Origin of the sequence: Epilithonimonas hispanica (assembly GCF_003385395.1) — a bacterium.
In the GTDB taxonomy this organism is placed as follows: domain Bacteria; phylum Bacteroidota; class Bacteroidia; order Flavobacteriales; family Weeksellaceae; genus Epilithonimonas; species Epilithonimonas hispanica.
The window spans coordinates 1-26,528 of sequence record NZ_QNUG01000014.1 but is presented as its reverse complement, the minus strand read 5'-3'; the positions used below and the strand labels follow the sequence as shown (position 1 = coordinate 26,528).

General features: G+C 36.0%; 23 protein-coding genes. 17 read left to right on the top strand and 6 right to left on the bottom strand.

All coding sequences use genetic code 11. The features are described from left to right. Positions 1-15: 15 nt before the first annotated feature. Positions 16-1,563 (bottom strand): SGNH/GDSL hydrolase family protein, encoded by a 1,548-nt coding sequence (locus tag DRF58_RS08225; RefSeq protein WP_116034532.1) that lies wholly within the window; start codon positions 1,561-1,563, stop codon positions 16-18. A 14-nt stretch (positions 1,564-1,577) separates the two neighbouring features. Beyond that, on the bottom strand, positions 1,578-2,804 hold the full coding sequence (locus DRF58_RS08220) for an OmpP1/FadL family transporter (RefSeq protein WP_116034530.1): 1,227 nt from the start codon (positions 2,802-2,804) through the stop codon (positions 1,578-1,580). 376 nt (positions 2,805-3,180) lie between these two features. Here DRF58_RS08220 and DRF58_RS08215 point away from each other — a divergent pair, with 376 nt between their 5' ends. The 5 genes from DRF58_RS08215 (at position 3,181) to DRF58_RS08195 (ending at position 10,389) form a co-directional block, all read left to right on the top strand. Next, positions 3,181-4,650 carry a PSP1 domain-containing protein gene (locus DRF58_RS08215; RefSeq protein ID WP_116034529.1) on the top strand — a complete coding sequence of 490 codons (1,470 nt, stop codon included), beginning with the start codon at positions 3,181-3,183 and terminating at the stop codon, positions 4,648-4,650. After that, complete coding sequence (locus DRF58_RS08210; RefSeq protein WP_116034527.1) at positions 4,643-5,104, top strand: gliding motility lipoprotein GldH; 462 nt, start codon at positions 4,643-4,645, stop codon at positions 5,102-5,104. Before DRF58_RS08215 ends, DRF58_RS08210 begins: the two co-directional genes overlap by 8 nt. Before the next feature lie 7 nt (positions 5,105-5,111). Beyond that, complete coding sequence (locus DRF58_RS08205; protein WP_116034525.1) at positions 5,112-7,469, top strand: penicillin-binding protein 1A; 2,358 nt, start codon at positions 5,112-5,114, stop codon at positions 7,467-7,469. Positions 7,470-7,511: 42 nt separating this feature from the next. Continuing rightward, on the top strand, positions 7,512-9,047 hold the full coding sequence (locus DRF58_RS08200; protein ID WP_116034524.1) for a protein adenylyltransferase SelO: 1,536 nt from the start codon (positions 7,512-7,514) through the stop codon (positions 9,045-9,047). Between the two features lie 130 nt (positions 9,048-9,177). Beyond that, positions 9,178-10,389 (top strand): DUF6080 domain-containing protein, encoded by a 1,212-nt coding sequence (locus DRF58_RS08195; RefSeq protein ID WP_245955385.1) that lies wholly within the window; start codon positions 9,178-9,180, stop codon positions 10,387-10,389. Positions 10,390-10,438: 49 nt separating this feature from the next. Here the strand turns inward: DRF58_RS08195 and DRF58_RS08190 are convergent, their stop codons facing one another. Then, positions 10,439-10,948 (bottom strand): SPOR domain-containing protein, encoded by a 510-nt coding sequence (locus DRF58_RS08190; protein ID WP_116034520.1) that lies wholly within the window; start codon positions 10,946-10,948, stop codon positions 10,439-10,441. A 186-nt stretch (positions 10,949-11,134) separates the two neighbouring features. Between DRF58_RS08190 and DRF58_RS08185 the strand changes: the two genes are divergently transcribed. The 8 genes from DRF58_RS08185 to DRF58_RS08150 all read left to right on the top strand — a co-directional run bounded on the left by DRF58_RS08185 (position 11,135) and on the right by DRF58_RS08150 (position 20,640). Further along, positions 11,135-12,505 (top strand): c-type cytochrome, encoded by a 1,371-nt coding sequence (locus DRF58_RS08185; RefSeq protein WP_116034519.1) that lies wholly within the window; start codon positions 11,135-11,137, stop codon positions 12,503-12,505. Positions 12,506-12,526: 21 nt separating this feature from the next. After that, positions 12,527-15,586 carry a TAT-variant-translocated molybdopterin oxidoreductase gene (locus DRF58_RS08180; RefSeq protein WP_116034517.1) on the top strand — a complete coding sequence of 1,020 codons (3,060 nt, stop codon included), beginning with the start codon at positions 12,527-12,529 and terminating at the stop codon, positions 15,584-15,586. 18 nt (positions 15,587-15,604) lie between these two features. Beyond that, the gene (gene nrfD / locus DRF58_RS08175; protein ID WP_027383084.1) at positions 15,605-17,002 is read left to right on the top strand and encodes an NrfD/PsrC family molybdoenzyme membrane anchor subunit; all 1,398 of its coding nucleotides are present in this window, start codon (positions 15,605-15,607) and stop codon (positions 17,000-17,002) included. Beyond that, positions 16,989-17,510 (top strand): DUF3341 domain-containing protein, encoded by a 522-nt coding sequence (locus tag DRF58_RS08170; protein WP_116034515.1) that lies wholly within the window; start codon positions 16,989-16,991, stop codon positions 17,508-17,510. Before nrfD ends, DRF58_RS08170 begins: the two co-directional genes overlap by 14 nt. Beyond that, positions 17,503-18,195, top strand: coding sequence for a c-type cytochrome (locus DRF58_RS08165; RefSeq protein ID WP_116034513.1), 693 nt, complete (start codon positions 17,503-17,505; stop codon positions 18,193-18,195). The genes DRF58_RS08170 and DRF58_RS08165 overlap by 8 nt, the downstream gene beginning before the upstream one ends. Before the next feature lie 11 nt (positions 18,196-18,206). Beyond that, on the top strand, positions 18,207-19,541 hold the full coding sequence (locus DRF58_RS08160; RefSeq protein WP_116034511.1) for a quinol:cytochrome C oxidoreductase: 1,335 nt from the start codon (positions 18,207-18,209) through the stop codon (positions 19,539-19,541). A gap of 75 nt (positions 19,542-19,616) precedes the next feature. Then, a complete protein-coding gene (locus DRF58_RS08155; protein ID WP_116034509.1) occupies positions 19,617-20,312 on the top strand; it encodes a 3'-5' exonuclease in 696 nt (231 codons plus the stop codon). Position 20,313: 1 nt separating this feature from the next. Next, a complete protein-coding gene (locus DRF58_RS08150) occupies positions 20,314-20,640 on the top strand; it encodes an SUF system Fe-S cluster assembly protein (RefSeq protein WP_027383088.1) in 327 nt (108 codons plus the stop codon). 34 nt (positions 20,641-20,674) lie between these two features. Here DRF58_RS08150 and DRF58_RS08145 read toward each other — a convergent pair whose 3' ends face one another. Together DRF58_RS08145 and DRF58_RS08140 are read right to left on the bottom strand one after the other, a co-directional pair. Beyond that, entirely contained in the window at positions 20,675-21,079 is a 405-nt protein-coding gene (locus DRF58_RS08145; RefSeq protein WP_116034508.1) for an OsmC family protein, read from the bottom strand. 118 nt (positions 21,080-21,197) lie between these two features. Further along, positions 21,198-22,046 (bottom strand): hydroxymethylglutaryl-CoA lyase, encoded by an 849-nt coding sequence (locus DRF58_RS08140; protein WP_116034506.1) that lies wholly within the window; start codon positions 22,044-22,046, stop codon positions 21,198-21,200. Positions 22,047-22,280: 234 nt separating this feature from the next. On the opposite strand from DRF58_RS08140, the gene pepT reads away from it, so the two are divergent. Genes pepT through DRF58_RS08120 form a run of 4 tightly spaced genes read left to right on the top strand, consistent with a single transcriptional unit; the run spans position 22,281 to position 25,844 of the window. Next, positions 22,281-23,531: a peptidase T gene (gene pepT, locus DRF58_RS08135; protein ID WP_116034505.1), complete on the top strand. Its 1,251-nt coding sequence runs from the start codon at positions 22,281-22,283 to the stop codon at positions 23,529-23,531. Positions 23,532-23,559: 28 nt separating this feature from the next. Further along, positions 23,560-23,979, top strand: a complete 420-nt coding sequence (locus DRF58_RS08130; RefSeq protein ID WP_116034503.1) for a SufE family protein — start codon at positions 23,560-23,562, stop codon at positions 23,977-23,979. Then, positions 23,980-24,945, top strand: a complete 966-nt coding sequence (locus tag DRF58_RS08125) for a glycosyltransferase family 9 protein (RefSeq protein WP_245955384.1) — start codon at positions 23,980-23,982, stop codon at positions 24,943-24,945. Then, positions 24,942-25,844 carry a glycosyltransferase family 2 protein gene (locus DRF58_RS08120; protein ID WP_116034502.1) on the top strand — a complete coding sequence of 301 codons (903 nt, stop codon included), beginning with the start codon at positions 24,942-24,944 and terminating at the stop codon, positions 25,842-25,844. The genes DRF58_RS08125 and DRF58_RS08120 overlap by 4 nt, the downstream gene beginning before the upstream one ends. Here DRF58_RS08120 and DRF58_RS08115 read toward each other — a convergent pair. Then, positions 25,819-26,286 carry a VanZ family protein gene (locus DRF58_RS08115; protein ID WP_116034501.1) on the bottom strand — a complete coding sequence of 156 codons (468 nt, stop codon included), beginning with the start codon at positions 26,284-26,286 and terminating at the stop codon, positions 25,819-25,821. The genes DRF58_RS08120 and DRF58_RS08115 overlap by 26 nt on opposite strands. Between the last annotated feature and the right edge of the window lie 242 nt (positions 26,287-26,528).

The window sequence follows — 26,528 nt, the reverse complement described above, 5'->3', positions numbered from 1 at the left end:
AATATCTAATTCTGATTAAGGAAATGTAACTCCAGAATAAGAATTTGGACTAATCATTGGTAGATTAGATTTGTATTTAGTATTGATAGCTTTAAGGAATTCATTAGCAATAATAGCATAACCACGTCCGGTTAAATGCACTCCATCCAGAGAGAAAGCTCCTCCAGTTACAAATTTTGCAGAATATCTTACGCCATCCCATTGGATTCCAGATGCAGAATTCAATTCGACCATTTTAGCATTGGCATCTACAAAAGCATAACCATTATCGTCCGCTGCTTTTTTAATAATAACATTATAGCTGTTAATTGCAGTGTCAATAGCTGTAGCTTCTGTGCTTGTTACAATATATTTGTCTTCGAACGGGTACGCAACACCTCTTGCGCTTAAACTAGCTGGGATACCTGGAGGAAGAGTCGCAGCAGTACCAATTGACGCGGACGTAGTCAAAGGAATAAGGTCTGTGGATTTCGCCTGTCTGGCACGACCATAGGTAGCACCCAGATAAGGTGCTAACGCCATCAATTGTGGGTTTCCAGATGCTAATGCAGCTGTTGTTATAGCGTTACCTAGGTTAGGAAGGCTTTCATCAAAAATCAATAAAGGATTGGTTGTGGTTTTTGATAATGGTTTAATTCTGTCACCAGCTCCCAAAGCAGTTAAAATTTGATTAAGTGGTCCATATAAACTACTATTTAGTTGGTCAATCGTAGCGTTTCCAACATTTACATCTCCCTTACCAAGCAATGTTGCTGTTAACGGGTTGTAAGGAACTGTTGTTAAAGAAGGAATAGTTGTTACATTTGGGATGTTTGCAATTACACCTTTCGCTCCAGAAGTCTTGATTTGAGATACCAAGAGATTATAGTAGGTTCCGAATTGGTCTGCTGGAGTTAATTTTTCAACAGTATCATCAGCACCAGCTAAAGCGTAAAGAAGAGCATCATTATTTCCAATCCATAAGCTGAAAAATGTTGGTTTCTGTGCTAAAAAGTCTTGGATAACAGAAGTTGTTGGGCTTGATGCAAATCTAACAAAATAAGGGTTAGCTGTTTTAGCAAGAATACCTTGAACGTTTCCATAATCAGGAGCTAACAAATGTGATACTTTTGCACCAGGAACTCCCATATTATTAAATGGACCTGTTAATACAGTATTGCTGATAGTAGCAGCTTTGTTATCATTAGCAAAAGCTATTGTAGGTGTTCCTCCACTGAAGCCGGTAATTACTCTTTTAGTATCTGCTATCTGTATATTTCCTGTCGGCAGAGTAAGTAGTAAACCTCCATTATTATCAGGCATCAATGGTTGCTTGAATTCTCCACCGCCAGCTGATTGCATTTGTTTAGCAATCATACTTGGGTAAGACTCGTTCTGTCCGTCCGCATATAGTGCACCATCTCTGTAACCAGCAGTTAAAGAGTTTCCTAAAGCAATATATTTAGAAAAATTAGCTTCGCCAGATGTTACCACCACATCTTCGGTACTGTTTTCAAAATCATGCTGACAGCTAACCGTGAAAAGCAAAGCCGCAGCTACTGTTGATATATATAATTTTTTCATAATTAATTCAAATATTAGAATGCGTTATAAGATAATCCAAGACCAAAAAAGAATACATCAGCTTTTGCCTGCCCCGCAAAACTCAGGTTGGGATTGTTAAATGTTCTGCTCTTTGGCATTGCATACGCTCCGGAAAGATCAACTCCAAGTTTGTTGAACTTAAATCCTACACCACCTGTTATAACATAATTGTCAAAAGAAGGTATTTCAGGGATAAAATCTTTGTCAGCATACGGTGACTGATCATAGTACCAACCCAATCTACCGAAAATCATATCGTTAAACGCATACTGTGTTCCGATACGCACACTGGATGTATTCTTAAAGTTTTTAGGTGATACGGAGACGGTTGGATCATTTGGCTGATTTCCTGCTGCAACTGTACTGAAGTCAAGTGTCAACTTGCTGTATCTTTCCCAGCCGTGGTAATTATAGTCCGCAGAAATTAACCATTTAGGTGTAACCTTGTATGTAACACCAATAGTGTATTCGTCCACAAGAGGAAGTGTAGCCTTGAAATTGTCCGAACCACCATTAAAATTAGATAGCAGAGAAGATGGCACCGTAAAAGTTGCCTTTCCTTCTTTTGCCTTCATATCTACCGGTGATCTGTATGCTACGCTGACATCCAAATTGTTATTTGGCTGGAAATAGAAACCAAAACCAAAACCATGTCCTGTAGCGGTGTCATCTAAAAGATTGAGTTGCCCACCGTATTGAGTCAGAGCTTTTGTCCAGTCCACTTTTCCTTTGACGTAGATGTAACTTGCTCCAAAAGATGCCCAAGGTGCCAGTTTTACTGAAATCATTGGTTGGAAGAAATAACTTTTCAGTTCCAGTTTCTGAACGATTTCTTTACCTTCCCAATCGCTTGGCCATTCTATGGTGCTTCCGAAAGGTGTAGAAAAACTAAAACCAACAGAAACATTATCCATCACCTTATAAGCTATTGCTGCATAAATCGGTGTTCCAAGTGGGTTGTCCGTTTCTGTCTGTTGCAACGTGCTGGTATTTTGATAAGTAATTTTATCAGATACACCAAACCCTCCTGCAGCAACACTAAGCTTTGCCGGGATAAAAGAAATACCGGCAGGATTGAAGAATGCAACACTCGCATCCTCTGCGTGTGCGCTTGTATGTGCCATTGCCAGCTGCTTAACACCCTGAAGAGACACTCGGAAACCTCCTGCGTAAGCCATCATACCGGCAGCCAATGCCATGGATACTAAAATTTTTCTCATATAATTATTATTAATGTTCCAAATTTATAATTATTTTAATAATAACTATAGAAATTATTAAAAAAAGTTAAACATTGCTATTCTGTGAATAATTGTTTAGTTTTGGGTAATTGTAAAAATGTTATAAATCAGTTGTTTATGATGTATATTAGCGACTATTTAATTTTAGTTTAATTTTAAACGTTATGATGCAAACCATAATAAAGAGGCAAATTGTTATTTATGTAATAATTGTTTAAATGCTTGTTTTATTGCTATATTTTCAATGTTAAGACTGTATTAACTCAAAATTAACAAAAAAGTTTTTTTAAAAAATATATTCGGTAAGCTTAAATAAAAATTATATTAACTTTGCAACTATTAAAATAAAATAAATATGAGTTGTGGATGTAAAACATCCGGCGATTCTTCCCACTCTTGCGGTACGAAGAGTGCCAGTGGGTGCAGTAGTGTAGATACTTGTGGCAATAGTTATAAATTAAGTGTTTTTGACTGGCTTTCGGATGTTAATCCATCATCGTCGAAAAGTTCAGAATATGTGGAAGTTCGTTTTAAAAATGAACGTAAATTATATTATAGAAACGTCAACAGCCTGCCTTTACATATCGGAAGTATCATTGCTGTAGAATCTAGTCCGGGTCACGATATAGGTGTAGTAAGTCTTTCTGGAGAATTGGTGAAAATCCAAATGAAAAAGAAAAACGTACACGAGGATGGGATACAAAAAGTTTATCGTCTTGCCAATCAAAAAGATGTAGAAACTTGGCAGGATCTAAGAAAAAAAGAAAACGATATCAAGGTACAAGCTCGTAAAATTGCTTACGGTCTTAATCTTGAGATGAAAATTACAGACGTTGAATATCAAGGAGATGGCTCAAAAGTTACTTTTTATTATACAGCAGATAATCGTATCGATTTTCGCCAGCTGATAAAAGAATACGCTTCTACTTTCCGCACAAAGATTGATATGAAACAAATTGGTTTCCGTCAAGAATCTGCAAAAGTAGGAGGAATTGGTTCTTGTGGAAGAGAATTATGCTGTTCAACTTGGTTAACGGATTTTCGCTCTGTGAATACCAATGCTGCGAGATATCAACAATTGAGTATCAATCCTCAAAAATTAGCAGGACAATGCGGAAAATTGAAATGTTGTCTGAACTATGAATTGGATAGTTATCTTGATGTTTTAAGAGATTTTCCTTCATCTAGCACCGTTCTGAATACAGAAAAAGGAAGAGCATTTTGCATAAAAATCGATGTTTTCAAAAAGAAAATGTGGTTTGCGTACGTAGAGAATTCTATGGCTTGGTATGATCTTGATATCTACGAAGTTCAGAAGATGATTGTAATGAACAAAAGGGGAGAAAAATCTCCGGCTTTGGAAGATCTGAAAGTGATTGAAAATAAGATGGTGACATCTGATTTGATTCAAGAAAATAGTGTGGATCGTTTCGAGAAAAAGAACAGAAAACCAAGACCAAACAATAATAATAGAGAGAGAAATAATCCGAGACAATCAGATAACAGACCGTCCAAGAAGCAGGCTGATAATAAAACTCCAAGACAAGCGGATAACAGGAATAGTTCTAATGAGCAAAAACCTGTAGAAAGCAAAGCTGGTGAACCAAAAGTTCAGACAAAAGGAAATCAAGGACAAGGTCATAAAAATCCGCGAAACACTGATCATAAAAATCGTCAGAACAATCAAAAGCCTACGGAAAATAAAACTGAAACTCCGAAAGCTCAAACTACAGATAATAATCAACCAACGGAAAATAAAACTCAGAAAAAACCGTTCAAGAAACCGAAAAAGAAATTTCCGCCGAAAAATGAAGGTAATGCTTAGATCAATAGTTGTTTTTGTCCTATTTTTATCTTTGAGTTCCTGCCAAAATAGTAATGAAAAAATTTTGGTAAATGATGTTGGGAATCAATGGAAAAAGAATGTTCCTCAATCATTTGATTTTGATGTGGAAGATGCTCAGAATCAGAAAAATGTGATGTTTGTTGTTCGGAATAATAACGATTATCCGTACAGTAATCTAAGATTGATTGCAAGTATTGAACATAACAAAAAAAAGATCTCAACAGATACTCTTAATTTTGTTCTAGCAAAGCCAAATGGAGAATGGATTGGAACAGGTTTTGGTGATACGAAAGAGATTATTTTTCAATATAAACTCAATTATAAATTTCCACAAAATGGTAATTATTCTGTCAAAGTTGTTCAGGCAATGAGAAGAAATGTATTGCCAGGAATAGAAGATATAGGAATTAAAATTCAAAACTTAAAGCCATAATTTATTAATGGAAAATAAGAAAACTGAACATAAAAAATTTCCTCTGCCAGACAAGAAAAAAGCGAAATCCGGAATCAGAAAATGGATTAAGATTGTTTGGATAGGGTTTTTAGCCGTGGTGCTAGGAATATCCGGATTGTTTTTCGCAGTGTCTCAGGGTTTTGTAGGAGATATGCCGGATGTGAAGGAGTTGGAGAATCCTGACATTTATGTTGCATCGGAGATTTACTCTTCAGATAATGTTCTACTAGGGAAATTTGAAAAAGAAAAAACCAAACCGGTAACTTACAAGCAACTTCCGCCATATTTGGTTTATGCATTACAAGCGAAAGAAGACGAGCGCTTTAAAGAGCATTCTGGAATTGATATGCAGTCGGTTGCTAGAGCAATTTATTTTGGTGGGAGAAGAGGTGGAGGTTCTACGATTACACAACAGTTAGCGAAATTGTTATTCACAGGAAATGCTTCCCAAAATAGATTTGAAAGAGCTTTCCAGAAACTGAAAGAATGGTGTGTTGCAGTAAGCCTTGAAAAGCGTTACACGAAGGAAGAAATTGTTGCTTTATACTTCAATAAGATGGATTTCCTTTTCAATGCAAAAGGAATCGAAATGGCTTCCAGAGTTTATTTTAATAAATCTGTGAATCAGTTGACATTACCAGAGGCAGCAACTTTTGTAGCAATGTTGGAAGCGCCAAGAAGAAATAATCCTTACAGAAATCCAGAAAAAGCAAAAACCAGAAGAGATGTTGTTCTTAAACAAATGTTGGAAACTGGTTACATTGATAATTCTACTTATGATAAAGCGATTGCAACGCCAATAGTTGTAGATTTCCACGAAATCAAAACCGTTGAGGAAGGTTTTTCTTCTTATTATAAATATTACCTCAGAAAAGAAATTCAGCAGTATCTAGATTCTTACGAAAAAGAAACAGGAAAAGAACTCAATCTTTATAAAAACGGACTCAAAATCTATGTGACTTTAGACTCTAGAATGCAGAAATATGCTGAGGAGGCGATTAAGGAACATTTGACAGATCTTCAAAGAAACTTTGATAATGAGATGAGGCGTAATCCAAATCGTCCTTATTATAATCTTTCCAAAACTCAGATCAATGATTTGATGATGTCTGCAGTTAAGAGAACAGGTCGTTACAAGCAGTTGAAAGCGGAAGGGATGTCAGAAGACTCTATTATGATCGAGTTCCACCAGCCTACGAAAATGACTAGGTTTACTTGGCAAGGTGAAGAGGAGGTTGAGATGTCTCCTTGGGATTCTATCCGTTATCACAAGCAGATTGCACAAGCAGGTTTGATGTCTATGGAGCCTGCAACTGGAGATATCAAGGCTTGGGTTGGAGGGATCAATTGGCAACATTTCCAGTATGACCATGTGAAACAAGGGAAAAGACAGGTTGGTTCAACTTTCAAACCATTTGTATATGCAACGGCTATTATGCATCTAGGTATGACGCCTTGTTCTGCTGTTTCTAATGCGCCTTATCAAAAAGGAAGCTGGTATGTAAAAGGTGGAGGAGGTAGTGTTACACTGAAAGAAGGGATTGCAAAATCCTTGAACCCTGTTGCAATTCGACTAGCAGAAATGGCGGGAACGGAAAACGTTATTCAATTAGCAAGAGATTTAGGCGTTACAAGTCCAATTGATAAACATTTGCCAATGGCTTTGGGTACTTCCGATATTACCATTTATGAGATGTTGGGAGCTTTCAGTACGTTTGCCAATTTCGGAAATTATACAAAACCGGAAATGATTTGGAGGATTGAGGATGCGAACGGACGTGTCATAAAAGAAGTGAAACCTGTTGTAAAAGAAGTAATGAACGAGATGTACGCTTACACAATGATTGATTTGATGAAAGGTGTTGCAGAATTCGGGACAGCTTCTGGAGAATTAAGAAGAAGAGGAATTCCTGCAAGTGTAGAAATCGCTGGTAAAACCGGGACAACTCAGAAAAACTCAGATGGTTGGTTTGTAGGAATTGTTCCAAAACTAGCGACTGATGTTTGGGTTGGTTGGGAAGATAGAGCAACGCACTTCTGGAGCACAGGTGAAGGACAAGGAGCAAAAATGGGACTTCCGATTTGGGCAATTTATATGAAAAAGGTTTTTGCAGACAAAGCTTTGAATATTCTTCCAGAAGATAAATTCATTAAGCCGGCAAACTGGACAGGAAGTTGTTCGGATCTCAATAATCTCAGAAATGGATATGGTGATGATGGTGGATTACAATCTATTGAGGAACTCAAAAATCCAGTGAGAGAAGTTCCTGATAAACCAGTGAAAAAAGAAGATAATTCTAATGAAGCTATTAATTCCTCGGATGATATAGACTTTAACAAATAAAATTAAATCCCGTCCGCATCAAGCGAGACGGGTTTTTTGATAATGAATTTAAAAAATATTACTCATCAATTCACAAAACGATTTGCTGGAGATTTTTCGGGAAATCTGATGCAGAGACAAACTCCAGATGTTTTGTTTTCAACAGTGGAACCTGCAGATTTTGATAAAACAGAATTAATTGATTTTAATGAAGAGTTATCAATCGAAATAGGTTTAGGTAAATTAGACAACAATAAAGATTTCCTTGTCGCTCAAAATCTTCCTGAAAATGTCGAAACTTACGCAACCGCTTATGCAGGTCATCAATTTGGAAATTGGGCGGGTCAATTAGGAGATGGTAGAGCAATTTATGCTGGTGAAATTATCAATAAAAACCATCAAACCGAAATCCAATGGAAAGGAGCTGGCGCAACACCTTATTCTAGACACGCAGATGGAAGAGCGGTTTTGCGTTCCTCAATTCGGGAATATCTGATGAGTGAGGCGATGTTTCATCTCGGCGTTCCAACAACCAGAGCTTTAAGCCTTTCCAAAACTGGTGAAGATGTTATTCGGGATATTCAATATTCTGGGAATCCACAGAAAGAGCAAGGAGCAGTTGTGGTAAGAACGGCTGAATCTTTTCTACGTTTCGGACATTTCGAATTGTTGTCTGCTAGAAATCAAACTGATCTGCTGAAACAATTAGCAGATTATACAATTGAAAATTTTTATCAAGAAGTCAATTCAGAAAGTAATCCTAACAAATATATTGATTGGTTTCAAGCCATTTGTGACAGAACTTTGAAAATGATAATCGATTGGTATCGTGTAGGTTTTGTTCACGGCGTGATGAATACCGATAATATGTCAATTCTTGGACTCACAATTGATTATGGACCGTTTTCTATGATGGATGGTTATGATTTAGATTTCACACCAAACACAACTGATTTGCCCGGGAAACGTTATGCTTTTGGAAAACAAGGTCAGATATCGCATTGGAATTTGGCAGCTTTAGCGAATGCTATTTTCCCATTGATCAATGATTCAGAAGTTTTAGAAAAAATCTTGGATGATTACGGAAAACGATTTTGGATAGAGCACGACAAAATGTTAGCAAACAAATTTGGTTTCGATGAAGTTTTGCCAGAAGACGAACGGTTTTTTACCGAATGGCAACAGTTGTTGCAGGATTTTAATCTTGATTATACTTTATTTTTCCAAAGTCTTGAAAAGCGTGATTCAGAAATTAAAACTGATGACTTTTCCAATTCTTCTTATCGAGTTCTGAATGAAAGTGAATTGAAAAGATTATCAAATTTTATCGAGAAATATCAAGCAAGAAAACTCAAAAATAAAATCTTGGAAACAGAATCTGTGGAATTAATGTCAAAAGCAAATCCGAAATTTATTCTAAGAAATTATCTCTTATTCGAGGCGATTCAAGATTCGGAAAATGGAGATTATGAATTGTTTTTCAAACTGAAAGAAGCTTTACAAAATCCTTATGAAAATCGCTTTCCAGAATTCAATCAAAAACGACCTTCAAAATATGATAATCAGACAGGTTGTAGTCAATTGTCTTGTAGTTCTTAAAAATAGTGAGAGATTTTTAGAAATTAGTCGCTAGACTTCCTATTTTTGCAGAAAATATCATCGGTTGAAACTATTGAACAAAATTTTATCCTTCCTGAAATCAGTTTTTCCGTCAACGAAAATAGAATTATTGATTTTCTTATTCTTTGTCCTTCTTTATGGTGCCAATGCTTGGTTTATTGCAAGTAATTTCAGAATTATTTATGATGATAGAATTCCTTGGGATGGCTATTTCAGTTTTGACAATAGGGCGATTATTCAAACTGGTGGAGGTTTTGAAAGACATCCTTTGTCCAATTATTTCTTTGACCAAATCAGAAATTTCGCTTTATGGATTTCGGGAAATAGATACGATTCTGTTTTTAGATTGGTTTTAGCATTGTTTTCAACAATTGTGATTTCGTTGGCGAATGTTCAGATTTTCAAATATCTTAATAATATTATCCAACTTCCACTGAAAATCAGTTTGTTGATTTTGGCTTTCTACGGATTGTTTGTGACTAATATTCTCTTGTCTTTCACGCCGGAAACTTATACTTACACGTTGCTGTTTCTTTCGATTTTCAATTACTATTCAGCGAAGAAAATCAAAGAAGAAAAACCGATTTCTTTTGGAGCAACCATTTTTGGTTCTGTTTTCATTGGAGGATTGACAATTACGAATATTGTCAAAGTTTACATTCCGTTTTTGTTTGAGAAAAAAATCTTCTGGGATTGGAAAAAAATCGCGATGGCTGTTGCAAAAATTGCGACTTCGGTTGTTGTATTTGTTTTTCTGTTTTTGCTGAGATTAGATTTTAATTTTCAAAATTTTCTAAACAAAACTGAAGAACAGTATGATAAGTTTTCTAAGCCAAAAGCAACGCCACTTTGGGATATGATTTATTCTTGGTTTTTTGGTGGGAATATTCTGTTTTCCAATTACGAGATTAGAGATTATCATAACAAAGACAAAACGTTCTATTACAAAGCACTTTTTATGGATGTTTATACATCGTTTGTTCCCTATCTTTTTGTTGGAATCGTTTTATTGTTAATAATTTGGAGCGTTTTCAAAAATTGCAAAAACAAATTGGTTTGGATTCTTGTAATCACATTTTTGTTTGATGTATTAGTGCATTGCGTTCTGAAGTTTGGACTCCATACATCTTACATTTACGGCGGACATTTTGTGTTTGTTTATCCCTTATTGTTGGGCTGGTTGTTCTTCAGTTATCGAGAAAAGAGAACTTCAATCAGTTTATTTTACGGGTTACTTTTGATAATGACCGTCTACCTCGGATTGAATAATTATTATCGATTAACAGAGTTCTATCAATTCTTAGAAACGTATTACAAATAAAAAAAACCTTCGGAATTTCCGAAGGATTTTTACTTTTTTTAACTTATAGTTATTTAGCTTCTACACAAAAGACTGCGTATGGAATGACACGCGCCTTGGGATAGACTTTCGAAACATTTCTCAAATCGTCTGCTGCACTTTGTTTTGAGAAATAACTTCCGGCTAATATTTTATAGTTAGGTCTTAATGATGCATCGGTCTCAACCTTCAGGTTTCTAAAATCATTTCTGAATTCTGTTGCTATCTTTCTAGCTTCATCATTACTTTTTACAATCACAACTTGAATTTTGAAACCCATAATTTTGGGATTCTTTCTGCAGATTTCGGCATTTGTAAGTTCTCTGTTTGCAACCAAAACTTTATTTGGAGTTTTTACAGGAGCACCAGAATTTCTGTTACAGTTGTCTTCAATTTTTTCCAGAGCATCATTCACACGCTCATCTAGTGCAAAAGAAAGCTCAGTTCCGGATAAAGTATCTTTTTTCACAACATATTGAGCATCAGTTTGGTAAAAACAAAATAATGTTGAGATTATGAAAAGCTTAAGCAGGTTGTTCATTTAAAATATTTTTAGCAAATTTAAAATAAATTGATTGAAACGCAAACTCCGTTATTTAGAATGCTTACAAATTAATTATAAATGAAAAAAAAGGATGCGATAAGGTCTTCTTAATTTTTGTTAAAGTGTTATTTTTGCCGGATTGAATGTAAACTGAATAAAATTTACTAACCCAAGATTATATAAATGATTAGTTGGAGAAAGCATTACAAAAAGGGTCTGATAGCAATTGGTCTATTGTTATCAACCGGCGCTTCCGTTTATGCACAAGGCGATCCGAAGAAAGGTCAGGAGCTGTTCAAGGCTAACTGTACTGCGTGTCACGCACTGGATAAAAAAGTTGTAGGGCCAGCACTTGGCGGTGTTGTTGAAAAAGTTAAAAAAGACGGTCAAGATGTTGACTGGCTTCACAAATGGATTCTCAATAATGAGAAGCTTAGGGCGTCTGGCGATGCGTACGCAAACAAGATTTATGAGGAAAATGGAAAAGTTGCTATGCAAGTTTTCGAAGGAACTCTTTCTGACCAAGATGTCGATGATATCTTGGAGTACACAACCAATCCTCCTAAAGAAGAGCCTGCGGCGGATGCTGCAACAGAAGGTGCGGATGTAAATAGCACCGCAGCCATCGAAGCTCAAAAAGCAGAACAATTGAACTCTAAAATAGTAATAGCAGCATTGATTGCAATTGCAAGTTTACTGTTCTGGTTGTTGATTAAAATTCGTCAATTAGTAAAACTTCAGCAGACTCCAGAGTTATCAGAACTTAATTCTACTAGATTAACTTCTTTCTCTGCATTGTATGAAAAATACAGTTATGTAGGAAAAGGAGTTGTAGGTTTGTTAGCGTTATTTGCTGTGTATGGTGTTTGGAACTGGTTGATGTGGGTTGGTGTTTACAAAGGATACGCTCCAGAGCAGCCAATCTATTTCTCCCACAAGATTCACGCTGGAGAAAATAAAATCGACTGTCAGCTTTGTCACTCAGGTGCAAAATATGGTAAAGTTTCTGAGATTCCTTCTCTTAATGTTTGTATGAACTGTCACCGTTCTATTTCTGAATACAAAGGGAAATATATTGAGCCAGGAAAAGATAGAGAATTCTACACAGGAGAAATCAAAAAGATTTATGCTCATGTAGGATGGGATGAAGATAAGCAGGCTTATACTGGAAAAACAGAGCCTGTTGAGTGGACGAGAATTCACAATATGCCAGATTTCGTATATTTCAATCACTCTCAGCACGTTGTTGCTGGTGAGCAGGCAATCATCAATAGTTTCAATGCTAAGCAGAAAGATGCTGCTAACAAGATTGATGTTGTTTGTAAAGCTTGTCACGGTAAAATTGATACAATGAACGTAGTTCAAATGGCTAACAACTTCACAATGGGATGGTGTATCGAATGTCACAGGACTACCGAAGTAGATATGAACAACGGTTATAATAAAGAATACTTCAAAAATCTACACGATAAGTTGAAAAAACAATATGGTGAAGGTAGTAAGATTACTGTAGATGCGATTGGAGGTCTTGAGTGTGGTAAATGTCATTATTAATAACAAAAATTAGAAGTATAAATGGCTTCAAATAAAATACAATTCAGAAGTATTCACGAACTAAAAGACCCGACTTTAACTGGAAAGTTAGCGGCAAAAGAGTTCCAGAATGAAATTCCGGTTGAAGAATTCTTAGATGATTCTAATAGTTCAGGGACTTCTCGTAGAGATTTCCTTAAGATATTAGGATTTTCTACTGCGGCTGTTACATTAGCAGCTTGTGAGGCACCGGTTCTTAAAACGATTCCTTATGTTGTAAAACCTCACGATATCATTCCTGGTATCCCGAATTTTTACGCATCTTCATATTTTGACGGTTTCGATTTCTCAAGTGTTTTGGTAAAAACAAGAGAAGGTCGTCCTATCAGAATTGATCCTAACCCAGCAGCTGGTTCATTAGGTACAACTAATGCCAGAGCTCAAGCTAGTGTTCTTTCTCTTTATGATAATGATAAAGTAAAAAAACCAGCTTTGAACGGAGAAGAGCAAGAGAATTTCAATAAAGTTGATGATTTTATCCTTAAAGGATTAGCAGAATCTCAAGCTGGTGGTAAAAAGATTGTCGTATTATCTCACTCTTTCCCGAGCCCGACTTTCAAAAAATTATTCGCTGATTTTAAAACAAAATATCCTTCTGCTGAATTAATCACTTATGATGCATATCCTCACGCTGCGGCTTTGGATGCTGCACAGGAAGTTTTCGGACAAAGAGCATTGCCAGTTTATGATTTGAGTACAAGTCAATTGGTAGTTTCTTTCAACGCAGATTTCTTAGGAGATTACAATGGAGGAAGTTTAGAAGTTTCTTACGCTGCTGCTAGAAAACCTGGAGAAAATATGTTAAGACATATTCAGGTTGAATCTAATATGAGCTTAACGGGAGCTAACTCAGATTCAAGATATAAATTGAAGCCAAGTGCAGTTTTCAACACTTTGGTAGAAGTTTATAACGGTCTTAACGGTGGAACTTCTGATAAAACAGCTTCTGCAATCGTTAAAGAACTTCAGGCTAAAGGCGACAAAGCTGTTGTTTTTGCTGACGGTTCAAAAGCAGCTTATGTTTTAGCACATCTTATCAATCAAAAATTAGGTTCTAAAGCTTTCACAGGTAAAGCTAATTTCCTTAAAGAGTACGATAACGCAAGATTCAATGAATTTGTTTCTTGGTTAAATGGAGGACAAGTTGGTGTTTTGATTACTAACAACGTGAATCCAGTTTACTCTCATGCAAAAGGAGAATCTCTTAAGGCGGCTTTCTCAAAAGTTCCTTACTCTGTAGCGATTGTAGACAAAAAGAATGATATGTACAAAGCTTCTAAAGCAGTGATTCCTTATACTCACTGGTTAGAATCTTGGGGAGACATAACTCCAGAAACAGGAGCATATTCTTTGATGCAGCCTACAATTCAGAAGATTTATACTTCCAGACAAGTTGAAGAATCTTTATTAGTTTGGATTAATGGTAAAAATAGTCCTGCTAATAACTATTATAATTATCTTAAAGCAAATGCTTTAGTTCTTAACGGCGGTCTTTCTTTCAACAAAAACCTTTATAATGGTTTCACGAATGGAGGCCTTTCAATGGGATTAAGCTATGCTGGAGGAAACGCAGCTCAGGCTGTTGCAGAATTATCAGCATTTAAAAATGTTGAATTCGAATTACAACTTTATACTAAATCAGGTATCGGTGACGGAACACAGTCTAACAACCCTTGGTTGATGGAGCTTCCAGACCCAATTTCTAGATTGTCTTGGGATAACTACTTAACCATTTCTCCAAAAGATGCTAAAACTCTTGATATTGAGAATAGCCTTAATGCAAGAATGCAGTTGGATGGTGACAAAGTTAATCTTACTGTAAATGGTGTAACATTGAAAGATGTTCCAGTATTTATTCAGCCGGGTCAAGCAGAAGGTTCATTAGGATTGGCGCTTGGTTATGGTAAAAAAGATTCTGGTAAAGTTGCTGAAACAGGAATCAATGCATATCCATTATTCGACGGTTACAATACAGTTATTTCTAATGTTAAAATTGAAAAAACTGGAGAAACTCACGAATTTGCAGGAATGCAGCTTCAAAATACATTGATGGGTCGTTATGAGATTGCTAAAGAAGTTTCTTTAGAAGATTTTATTAATAAACCTGTTGATGACTGGAATGCACCTTTAAAAATGCACACTATTGGAGGTGAACTTCCAATTGGTAAAGTTGACCTTTGGGATTCTTATGATGATACAGATGGTCCTCACTTTAACTTGTCAGTTGACCTTAACTCTTGTACAGGTTGTGGCGCTTGTGTAATTGCTTGTCAGGCTGAGAACAACGTAGCTGTAGTTGGTAAAGAGGAAATCAGAATGTCGAGAGATATGTACTGGTTGAGAATTGACCGTTATTATTCTTCTGAGCAAAAAGTTGAAGTTTATGAAGGTCTTAAAGAAGGAATGGCAGTTCCAGAACTTTACGGTAGTAGTCTTCTAGGAATTGAAGGAGCTTTGGAAAATGCGGCTGATAATCCGGACGTAATCTTCCAGCCCGTAATGTGTCAGCACTGTAACCACGCACCTTGTGAAACAGTTTGTCCAGTAGCTGCAACATCTCACGGTAAGCAAGGTCAAAACCAAATGGCTTACAACAGATGTATCGGTACTAGATATTGTGCAAACAACTGTCCGTACAAAGTAAGAAGATTCAACTGGTTCAACTATGCGTTGAATGACAAGTTCGATTTCAATATGAACAATGACTTGGGAAGAATGGTTCTTAACCCAGATGTTGTAACAAGAACAAGAGGGGTAATGGAGAAATGTTCTCTTTGTATCCAAGAAACGCAGCTTACAATCCTGAATGCTAAGAAGGAGGGAAGAAGAGTGACGGATGCAGAATTCCAAGGTGCTGTTGCTTGTGCATCTGCTTGTTCTACAGGCGCTATGAAATTCGGTGATATGAATGACGTAGAATCTGAAGTTAGAAGCTTGTTCAACGGAAATAGAAAATATACTTTGCTTGAAGAGATTGGTACAAAACCAAACGTATTCTATCACGCAAAAATCAGAAACAGAAAAGAAGAGAAAAACGTTTAAATAATAAATAGGTAAAAAATGTCAGGACATTACGAAGCTCCGATAAGGGAACCTTTAATTATTGGTCATAAGACTTATCACGATATCACAGAAGATATCGCAAGACCTATCGAAGAACGTGCAGGGAAATTATGGTGGGCATCTTTGTATGCGGCTTTAATCTTGTTCGTTTATGGATTTGGTTGTATCGCTTACACAATCGGAACCGGTATCGGTGCGTGGGGACTTAACAGAACTATCAACTGGGGTTGGGATATTACCAATTTCGTATGGTGGGTAGGTATTGGTCACGCAGGTACACTAATCTCTGCGGTACTATTATTATTTAGACAAAGATGGAGAATGTCTGTTAACCGTTCTGCAGAGGCGATGACGATTTTTGCAGTTTGCCAGGCAGCTATCTTCCCGGTAATTCACATGGGTAGAGTTTGGGTTGGATATTGGGTTTTCCCATTGCCAAACCAGTTTGGTACACTTTGGACCAACTTCAACTCGCCGTTACTTTGGGACGTATTTGCAATCTCGACTTATTTCTCTGTATCAGTTGTATTTTGGTTTATGGGATTGATTCCTGACTTTGCAATGATTAGAGATAGAGCTAAGACTCCATTTAATAAAAAGATTTATACACTTCTTGCATTCGGATGGGGTGGAAAAGCAAAACACTGGCAAAGATTCGAAGAACTATCTTTGGTTCTTGCAGGTTTGGCAACGCCGCTTGTATTCTCGGTACACACCACGGTATCATTTGACTTTGCTACGTCGGTAATTAAAGGATGGCACTCAACTATCTATCCTCCTTACTTCGTTGCTGGTGCGATTTTCTCAGGATTCGCGATGGTACAGACCCTATTGTTGGTAGCAAGAAAAGTTTGTCACTTAGAAGACTATATCACAATGTACCACATCGAGATTATGAATATCGTAATTGTTGTAACAGGTGGTATGGTAACTGTAGCTTACGCAACTGAATATTTCATCGGATGGTATTCTGGATCAAGATTCGAAGATTTCACATATCTATCTCCTGGAGCAGCTGTTGGGCCTTATTGGTGGGCATTCTGGGCATTGATTATCTGTAACTTGGTTGTACCTGCAGCGTTCTGGTTCAAAAAAGTGAGAACTAATATCTTCTGGACATTCATCATCGCATTGATTATCAACATCGGTATGTGGTTTGAGCGTTTTGATATTATCGTAATCAACTTGTCTAGAGATTATTTACCATCATCTTGGACAATGTTTAAACCAACCATTATTGATGTTGGTGTATATCTTGGAACAATAGGATTTTTCTCTGTATTATTCCTTTTGTATGCGAGAACATTCCCTGTAATTGCACAGGCAGAATTGAAGAGTATTTTGAAAATTTCCGGTGAAACTTATAAAGCAAAAGAAGGAGATGAGCACCACTAAGATTATATATGGACTTTACGGCGACGACGATGATTTGATGCACGGCGTTAAAGCCTTCAATGATAAAGGAATTAGTATAAATGAAGTTTATACACCGTTTCCTGTTCACGGACTAGACAAAGCTCTTGGTTTAAAGAAAACCAGAATTTCTGATGCAGCATTTATATACGCTTGTTATGGAGTTACCATTGGTATCACAATGACAGCCTATATTATGAACCACGACTGGCCACAGAATATTGGTGGTAAACCTTCTTTTACCTGGATTAATAACTTCCCAGCTTTTATTGATCCCATGTTCGAGCTTATGGTATTCTGTTCTGCTCACTTGATGTCATTAACATTTCTTGTGAGAAACAAAATGTATCCAGGTGCTAAACCTCAGAATCCGGATCCTAGAACTACAGATGACAAATTTATGATGGAGTTTGTTTCTGATGATGTTGAAACGATTAAACAACTGTTAATTGATACAGGTGTTGAAGAAATAACCGTAAAAGATGCCTAAGATGAAGAATAGTATATTAAAAATTACAGCAATCTTTGGTTTAACTACTGTTTTACTAAATTCTTGCGGTCCAAAAGATAACCCACCTTTGGTCTATTTTCCTGATATGTATTTTCCTGTGGCTTATGATCCATTGATGAAAGCTAAGGATGCATATTCTGACCACGAAAATGAAATCCCTGCTTTTGTAGCTCGTAACGGAGCAACTGGACTTTCTCCTGTAGAAGGAACTGTTCCCCAAAACAAAGACGGAATCGTAAGTGAGGAAACTTTACCTAAAAATGTTGACGAATATAACGCAGGTTATGATGCTTCAAGATTGGTTACTGCTTCTCCTTTGAATCCTAAAAATCTTGAAAAAGATTTAGCTAGAGGAAAAGTATTATTCGACCATACTTGTTCTGCTTGTCACGGTACAGGAGGTGATGGACAAGGACCAATTGTAAAAAGCGGTGCTTATTCTGGAGTTCCTAATTATGCAGATAGAGATATCACAATCGGTTCTATCCACTATGTTTTGACTAATGGTAGAAACGCAATGGGTTCTTATGCAGGACAATTGAATGTTGGAGATAGATGGAGAGTAGCATTGTATGTTTATAATACATTCAAAGCTCCAACTGCTACCGTTGCTCCAACTGAGGCTGCACCAGCAGCAACTGAAGATAAAACCAATGCTAAATAAAAAAATAGAAAATGTATAGTTTTTCACCTAAATTAAGATTATATTCAATTATACTCATTGTTGTAGGAGTTGCTTTATTCGGTATTGGTTATGCACTTAACCACGGATTGGATGATACGGCAATCTCTCATTGGATGGAGTCAGTCCATTCAAAAGGACACGAAGCACCTTCTCATTCTAGCGAATTGGTTGGTCCTCAAGACCACGAAGCGCACTTGGAGCACGCTAAGCATCAGATTCATAATCAGCCATTGGCAGCAATTCATACATTTGCAGTTTTCGCTTTTGGAATCAGCTGTTGTGCTTTGTTCTTTTACAGTATCCAGCACGCAGCACACGCGGGTTGGTCTATTATTGTAACAAGAATTATGGAAGCGATTGCTTCATTCATTCCTTATGGAGGAGCACTTTTGGTAATTATTATGTTACTGAATATTACTCACCAAGGCCACCTTTTCCATTGGATGGACCCCAATTTAACAGACCCGAATTCTCCGGAATTTGATGTTATACTTTTCGAAAAGAAAAAATTCCTTAATATTCCTTTCTATGCAGTTAGAACTTTGATTTATGTAATTGGAGCATCGTTCTTCGTTTGGAAACTGAAAAGTGTTTCTAAAAAAGTTGATGAGAACAAAGGCGATAGAAAAATCTACGCTAGTTTGTATAGCTGGAGTGTTGGTTACATCGCATTCTTCGGATTTGCTTCTGCAGCTTGGGCTTGGGATTGGTTAATGTCAATTGACCCTCACTGGTATTCTACACTTTATATTTGGTATTCAATGGTTAGTTGTTTATCAACTTCTATCGCTGTAATGATTATCATCAGTGTTTATCTAAAAAAGAAAGGAGTTTATCCTCAGTTTAATAACAATCACCTTCACGATCTTGGTAAATTCTTATTTGCTACTAGTTTGTTGTGGTCCTACCTTTGGTTCTGTCAGTTTATGCTTTATTGGTATGCTAATGTGCCAGAAGAGGTTAACTATTTCTTTGGAAGATTTGAATATTATGGGCCTACCTTCTTGCCAATGCTTGTGGTAAACTTTCTAGCTCCTTTATTGGTTTTAGTAAGCAGCAGCATCAAGAGAAATTATAAAGTAGTAACCTTTATGGCTGTTTTGGTAATTTTTGGACACGCCGTAGATTACTTCAATATGGTAATGCCAGGAACAGTTGGTCCTTATTGGAACAATGCTTCAAATGCTTTATTGGTATTAGGTTCATTTGTTTTTGTAGTTGGATTATTTGTTTTCACTGTAATGACAGCTTTATCAAAATTAAAGTTGATGCCTACAGGAAACCCTTTCTTCCACGAATCGGAGATTTACGAATATCCTTTCTAATTAATTTTAGAATTATAAATATAACCCAGCAGCAATGTTGGGTTTTTTTGTATATTTATAACAACTTAATTTGCTATGATACAGAACCTTCCTATAGAAAATATTCTTTTTCTTGATATCGAAACTGTTCCTCAAATTGACAATTGGAATAATGTAGATTCTACAACACAATATCTTTGGGATAAGAAAACCAAGTCTCAGAGAAAAGAAGAAATCGAAGCTTCAGAATTCTATGAACAACGAGCAGGAATAATGGCAGAGTTCGGGATGATTATCTGTATCTCTATTGGAATGATTGATAACAATACCGGAAAGCTTAAAATCAAGACTTATTCTGGAGAAGAAAAAGATTTGTTACTTTCTTTCTGTGAGTTATTTAACAATTCTCGATTGAATAATGTTATTCTTTGCGCTCACAATGGAAAGGAATTTGATTTTCCTTACATTGCGAGAAGACTTTTAATTAATGGAATTCAACCACCAATTCCGTTTCAGATGTTTGGGAAAAAACCTTGGGAAATTCCTCATATCGATACAATGGAACTCTGGAAATTCGGAGATTGGAAAAGTTATGTTTCATTAGAATTACTTGCTCATATCTTTGGAATTCCCTCTCCAAAAGACGATATCGATGGAAGCATGGTTGCCGATATATACTACAAAGACGGTGATATAGATAGAATCATTCATTATTGTGAAAAAGATGTCTTAACTTTGGCAAATGTTTTCAGGCGGATGCGTCAGGAAGATTTATTAAAAAGATTAGATTAAAATGAAATATACAGACGACCAAATTGCAGATATTGGCGAAGAAATAATCAAGGAGCTTAAAACCGTTTTTGACCCAGAAATTCCGGTTGATATTTATGAACTTGGATTGGTTTACGACGTCCAGATTTCGGATGAAGGCGAAGTTCTGGTAATAATGACATTAACCTCTCCAAATTGCCCAGTTGCAGAAACTTTACCTGTAGAAGTAGAAGATAAAGTAAGAGGAGTAGAAGGAGTAAAATCTGCGAAAATCGAACTAACTTTTGAACCAACTTGGACCAAAGAAATGATGAGTGAAGAAGCAAAGTTTGAACTTGGTATGTTATAAAAAATAAATCCTGCAATTTGCAGGATTTTCTATTTTAATTTTGATATTCGAAAAGGAATATTTTCTTAATTTCTGTGTGTAAACTAAGATAAACCGGACTTGTTTTAGCGGTATTCTCGATAAACTCTTTCTCTTCTGGAGAATAAGAATGAGGAAATTTGAATACGCAGAAAATCTCACCAATTCTTCTTGGTTCAAAGTACATTGTTTTTTTCAATTCACAAGTTGCTCCTGTGATGTCGATGTTTCTATCTTTACCTAAAACAACTAGGGAAGCAAATACACTCTCAGCTAATGCAGTTGCGAAAATGTCTGTCGGAGAAAAATGATCTCTCACAGCAAAATCGTTGGAAGGAACATAAGTTGAGAAAACTTCACCAGAGGCTTCGTGTACAGATTCGATTTTAGATTCGCCTAAGTAAGTTGTTTTTGAAGTCATAACCTGATTATATTAAATTGTTTTTTCTGTAATAAAATTACACTAATTTTTTGAAATTTTGAATTCTAAATATGAATAATTGTTAAAGTATGATATAATTTAGGTCTAATCAGATAATTCAGAAATGAAAAATATCCTTCGCCATATTATAAGCACTTTCAAAATGTAGAAGATTCTGATGAACATCCAGCTTCTCTGACTGCATAAAAGTAAACACTTTCTCAGTCGGCATATTTCCCACCAAGTCATCCTTCGCCATCGGGCAACCGCCAATTCCTTTTATAGCGCTATCAAATCTTCTGCAGCCTTCGTCATACGCTGCTTTTAGTTTTACATAAGATTCTTCATATCTGTTATGAAAATGCGCTCCGAAATTAATCTCAGGATATTTTGCAGGAATTATATTAAACAAAAGTGATATTTTCTCCACATTACCAACGCCAGTAGTATCAGAAAGTAAAATATTTTTTATTCCGATTTCTTCAAAGCGTTTCGCCCAAAAATCGACATATTCCCATTTCCAGCTTTCACCATAAGGATTTCCAAAAGCCATCGAAAAATAGAGATTCAGTTGTCTGCCTTCAGATTTTGTCAGTTCCAAGATATTCACAACTTCTGTAAAAGCCTCTTCACGACTTTTATTCGTATTTCTATGTTGAAAAGTTTCAGAAATAGAAAAAGGAAATCCAAGAATGTCAACCTGCTCGTGGCTCAAAGCTTTTTCTGCACCTTTAAAGTTAGCAACAATCACAGAAAGCTTTGTATTGGAAAGTGACTTGTCTATTTCGTCTATCACAATCCCAGAATCTGCCATTTGAGGTATTGTTTTAGGATTCACAAAACTTCCGCAATCCAACACGTCAAAACCGACCTCCATCAGTCGGTTGATATAATCTATTTTCTGTTGCGTAGGAATCATTTCTCCCCAGCCTTGCATCGCGTCACGTGGACATTCGGTTAAGAACATTGGTCTTTCAATTTTAAATATTTGGGCAGCTTAATCCGCCTTCCGTTCCCGCTTTTTTCTTTTTTATCAAAAAAGAAAAAGAGCTCCACTCAAGTCGGGCTGCAATTACAGCGTGTAAGAACTTTTTAGTAATCAATCATCGTTTATCTGTTATAATCAAGACTCAACTCTGACAACATATTATTTGTCGTTCACTGCATAAATATATAACTTTGCGGAGATATAGCAAATTATATGGAAAACATCCAATTAGACGGTATTTGGAGAGAAAAACTCCTTAATAGATTCATTACTTACATCAAGATATTTTCAACCAGCGACGCAGAAAGTGAGACGACTCCTTCTACAGAAAGGCAGTGGGATATCGCTAATTATCTGTACAAAGAATTACAGGATTTAGGATTGGAAGATGTGAGTATTGATGAGAAGGGTTACGTTTTTGGATTCATTCCTTCTAATAAAGAGGAAAAAGTTCCACAAGTTGGGTTCATTGCACATTATGATTCGTCACCGGATTTCAATGGTGAAAATGTGAATCCTCAGATCTGGGAAAACTATGACGGAGAAGATCTGTTACTGAACAAAGAAACAGGATTCACTTTGTCCTCAACCAAATTTGAAGCTTTAAAGAAATATATCGGGCAAACCATCATCACAACAGACGGAACAACATTGTTGAGTGCTGATGATAAAGCAGGTGTTGCAGAGATTGTAACTGCGGCAGAATTCCTTTTAGCCAATCCACAAATCAAACACGGAAGAATCTCAATCGGATTCAATCCAGATGAAGAGATTGGAAGAGGCGCACATCATTTTGATGTGGAGAAATTCGGAGCAGAATGGGCTTACACAATGGATGGAGGAGAAATAGGAGAGTTGGAATATGAGAACTTCAACGCAGCCGGCGCTGTTGTAAAAATCCACGGATTGTCTGTTCATCCAGGTTATTCTTTTGGTAAAATGCTGAATGCAGGATTAGTGGCTTCAGAATTTATCAATTCACTCCCAGCAAACGAAACGCCAGCAACAACGAAAGGGTTTGAAGGATTTTTCCATTTGACAGATTTTGAAGGCGATGTTTCCGAAGCTAAACTTCAATACATCATTCGTGACCACGATGACCAGAAATTCGTAGATAGAAAAAAATCGATTGCTGATAAAGTTGAGGAAATCAACAAAAAATATGGAGAGAAAACTGCTGAGATAGAAATCAAGCAGCAATATCTCAATATGAAAAAACAATTTGAAGGTAAAATGCATATCGTAGATATTGCAGAGCAAGCAATGAAAGATTCTGGAATAGAACCGAAAATCAAAGCGATTAGAGGAGGAACAGATGGAGCACAGTTATCTTATATGGGATTACCTTGTCCAAATATCTTTGCTGGCGGACACAATTTCCACGGACCTTACGAATTTGTACCTTTGGAAAGTATGTTGGCTGCCGTAAAAGTAATTGCTAATATTGCTCAATCGGTAAAATAATTTAATTTTAATTCAAATATTCTTTTGAATGACAATCAAAGAAAAACAACAGGAACTCATAGAAGAATTCGCCTTTCTAGACGATTGGGAACAGAAATACGAATATATCATAGACCTTGGAAAAGAGCTGAAAGGACTTCCTGAAGATAAAAAAACGGACGAAAACTTAATCAGAGGCTGTCAATCCAAAGTTTGGATTGATGCAGAATTTACTGACGGAAAATTGTTTTTCAATGCAGATTCTGATGGGATTTTACCAAAAGGAATAGTTTCACTTTTGGTAAGAATTTATAGTGGTCATAAGACTCAGGAGATTCTTGATTCTGATTTTGATTTTATTTCGGAAATAGGATTGCAGGAGTTCTTGTCGCCATCAAGAGCAAACGGTTTAATGGCAATGACCAAGCAAATCAAATTTTACGCAGTTGCATTTCAACTAAAGAAGTAGGTGAAAAGAATTCTGGCATATCGTTTTTCTGCATTCGGAGATGTAGCAATGACAGTTCCTGTTTGTGTTGAGTTTCTAGAACAGAATCCCGATACGGAAATTGTTTTTGTGAGCAGAGAAAACTTTAAAGACCTTTTTGATAAACATCCAAGACTCAAATTCCACGGAATCAGTTTTGATGAGTATAAGGGGATTTTCGGCATCAGAAAATTGACAAGACAATTAATTAAAGAATTTAAACCAGACTTTGTTGCTGACCTTCACGATGTCATCAGAACAAAAATGCTGAATGCTATTTTCTTCAGACACGGATTCAAGGTTTACCAAATTGATAAAGGTAAAGATGAAAAAGAAAAACTGACTGATGTCTGGAATCTGGATAAAGTTCAATTGAAAAGAACAACAGAACGTTATGCGGATGTTTTCAGAGATATGGGCTTTTCTCTTAACTTATCTAATCAATTAAGACCAGAAAATATAACGAAGAAAGACATTGGCTTTGCACCTTTTGCTCAACACAAAGGGAAAATGATGCCCGAAGAAAAATCTTTTGAGCTGGCTAGAATCTTAGCAAAAACGCATAAAGTGTATTTTTTCGGAGGCGGAAATGAAGAAAATGAAATCCTAACAAAATGGGAAAAACAAATTCCCAATACACATAGTTTATCCGGAAAATTATCTTTGAAAGAAGAACTGAAAAAAATCTCTGAACTTGAAGTGATGATTTCTATGGACTCAGCGAATATGCATTTGGCGAGTCTGATGGGAACCAGATGTATTTCGGTTTGGGGTTCAACGCATCATTTTGCAGGTTTTTTGGGTTATGGACAAAGCGAAGATGATATCGTCCACGTTAAGGATTTATCTTGTAGACCTTGTTCTGTTTTTGGAGATAAAAAGTGTTTCCGTGGCGATTATGCTTGTCTGGAGGAATTGAACATTCAGAAAATTATTGATAGAATATGAAGCTAAGTATTTGTATTCCTGTTTATAATTTTGATGTCAATGATTTGGTAAAAGGCCTTCAGAATCAGATTGTTTCAAATGAATTGGATGCTGAAATTATCTTAATCGATGACCATTCTAAAACTGAATTCATTAATATAAATAAGAATTTAGAGAAAACCGTAAGCCAATTTGTTTTCCTTGATAAAAACATTGGACGCTCTAAAATTCGAAACTTGTTTCTAAATTATTCTCAGTCAGAATACTTGCTTTTTCTGGACTGCGATGGTAAAATAATCAGTCCTGATTTTCTTAAAAATTACATAGATTTTATTATTACTAAAAATCCAGACGTCGTTTTTGGTGGTAGAAAAGTGAGTGATGTAAAACCTTCGTCGGAATTTGGTCTTAGATGGAAATTTGCTGTAGAAAGAGAGAATTTACCATTAAAACGACGCTTGAAATCTCCGTATTTGGACTTTCAAACCAATAACTTTATTGTCAAAAAGAATATTCTGAAGGAAAATCCTTTTAATGAGACTATTACGCAATACGGTTATGAAGATTTGATTTTCGCGAAAGATTTATTCAAGAATAAGATATTTATAGACCATATCGACAATCCTATTTTTAATAATGATGTGGAGACTAATGAAGTTTTTCTTTCGAAAGCTGACCAATCCGCAAAAAGTCTTTCTCAGCTAATAAAAAGTGATAAAGATGTCGAAAGGATCTCTAAAATCAAACTAGCCCAAGCTTACTCACAATTGAAAAAAACAGGCGGTATTTTTCTTTACAGGTTGATTTACACATTGTCGAAGCCGTACGTACAAAAAAAGCTTTTAGAAGGAAATATCTCTCTAAAAGCTCTTGATTTTTATAAATTAGGTCAGCTTATTTATTATATGAATAAGAAGTAAAAGGCTTTTCATAATTAAGTTCTAGCCTGATGTCTGAAATATCCAACCATTTTGCTACTTGAAGAGCAAAGTATCCAATCAACATTCCGAAGGTATTCAAGAAAACATCGTCTATATCAGCAGTTCCTCTGGCTGTCCAATACTGTAAAAGTTCTATAGTAGAAATTCCACAAACAAATAAACAAAACAGTAGAGGTAGGTTGTTCAGTTTTCTAACTAATAGACCAAGTCCACCAAATGGGATGAAGACCAAAATATTTCCTACGATATTTACCATAAACTTTTCTGAGAAGAAGTTATTGTATCGTAAAAAGTAAGTGATGCTTTGAAGCGGATTAAGTTGTAGGAATCCAAATTCAGGATGGCGTCCACATCCATAAAACATCATATATAGTAGAAAAATAGTGTAAAAGGGAATTAACACTGCATAATATCTTTTCATAGGTTTCCTTTTGCGTGGATTAGTAATTAAAAGAGTTTATGCCAAATAATAGGGCGAAACAATTTTATCTGGTACACACTATCAAAAATCTTTCCAAAATCAAAAATTTAAACAAATGATTGACTTTTTAAGTGAAATTTAACGGATCAATCTCAAAAGTTGTGTGCAAATTGAAATAAGTTTTCGATTTTTGCAGTAAACTTTAAGAACATTGGATCATTATCTGGAACTGCTGAAACATA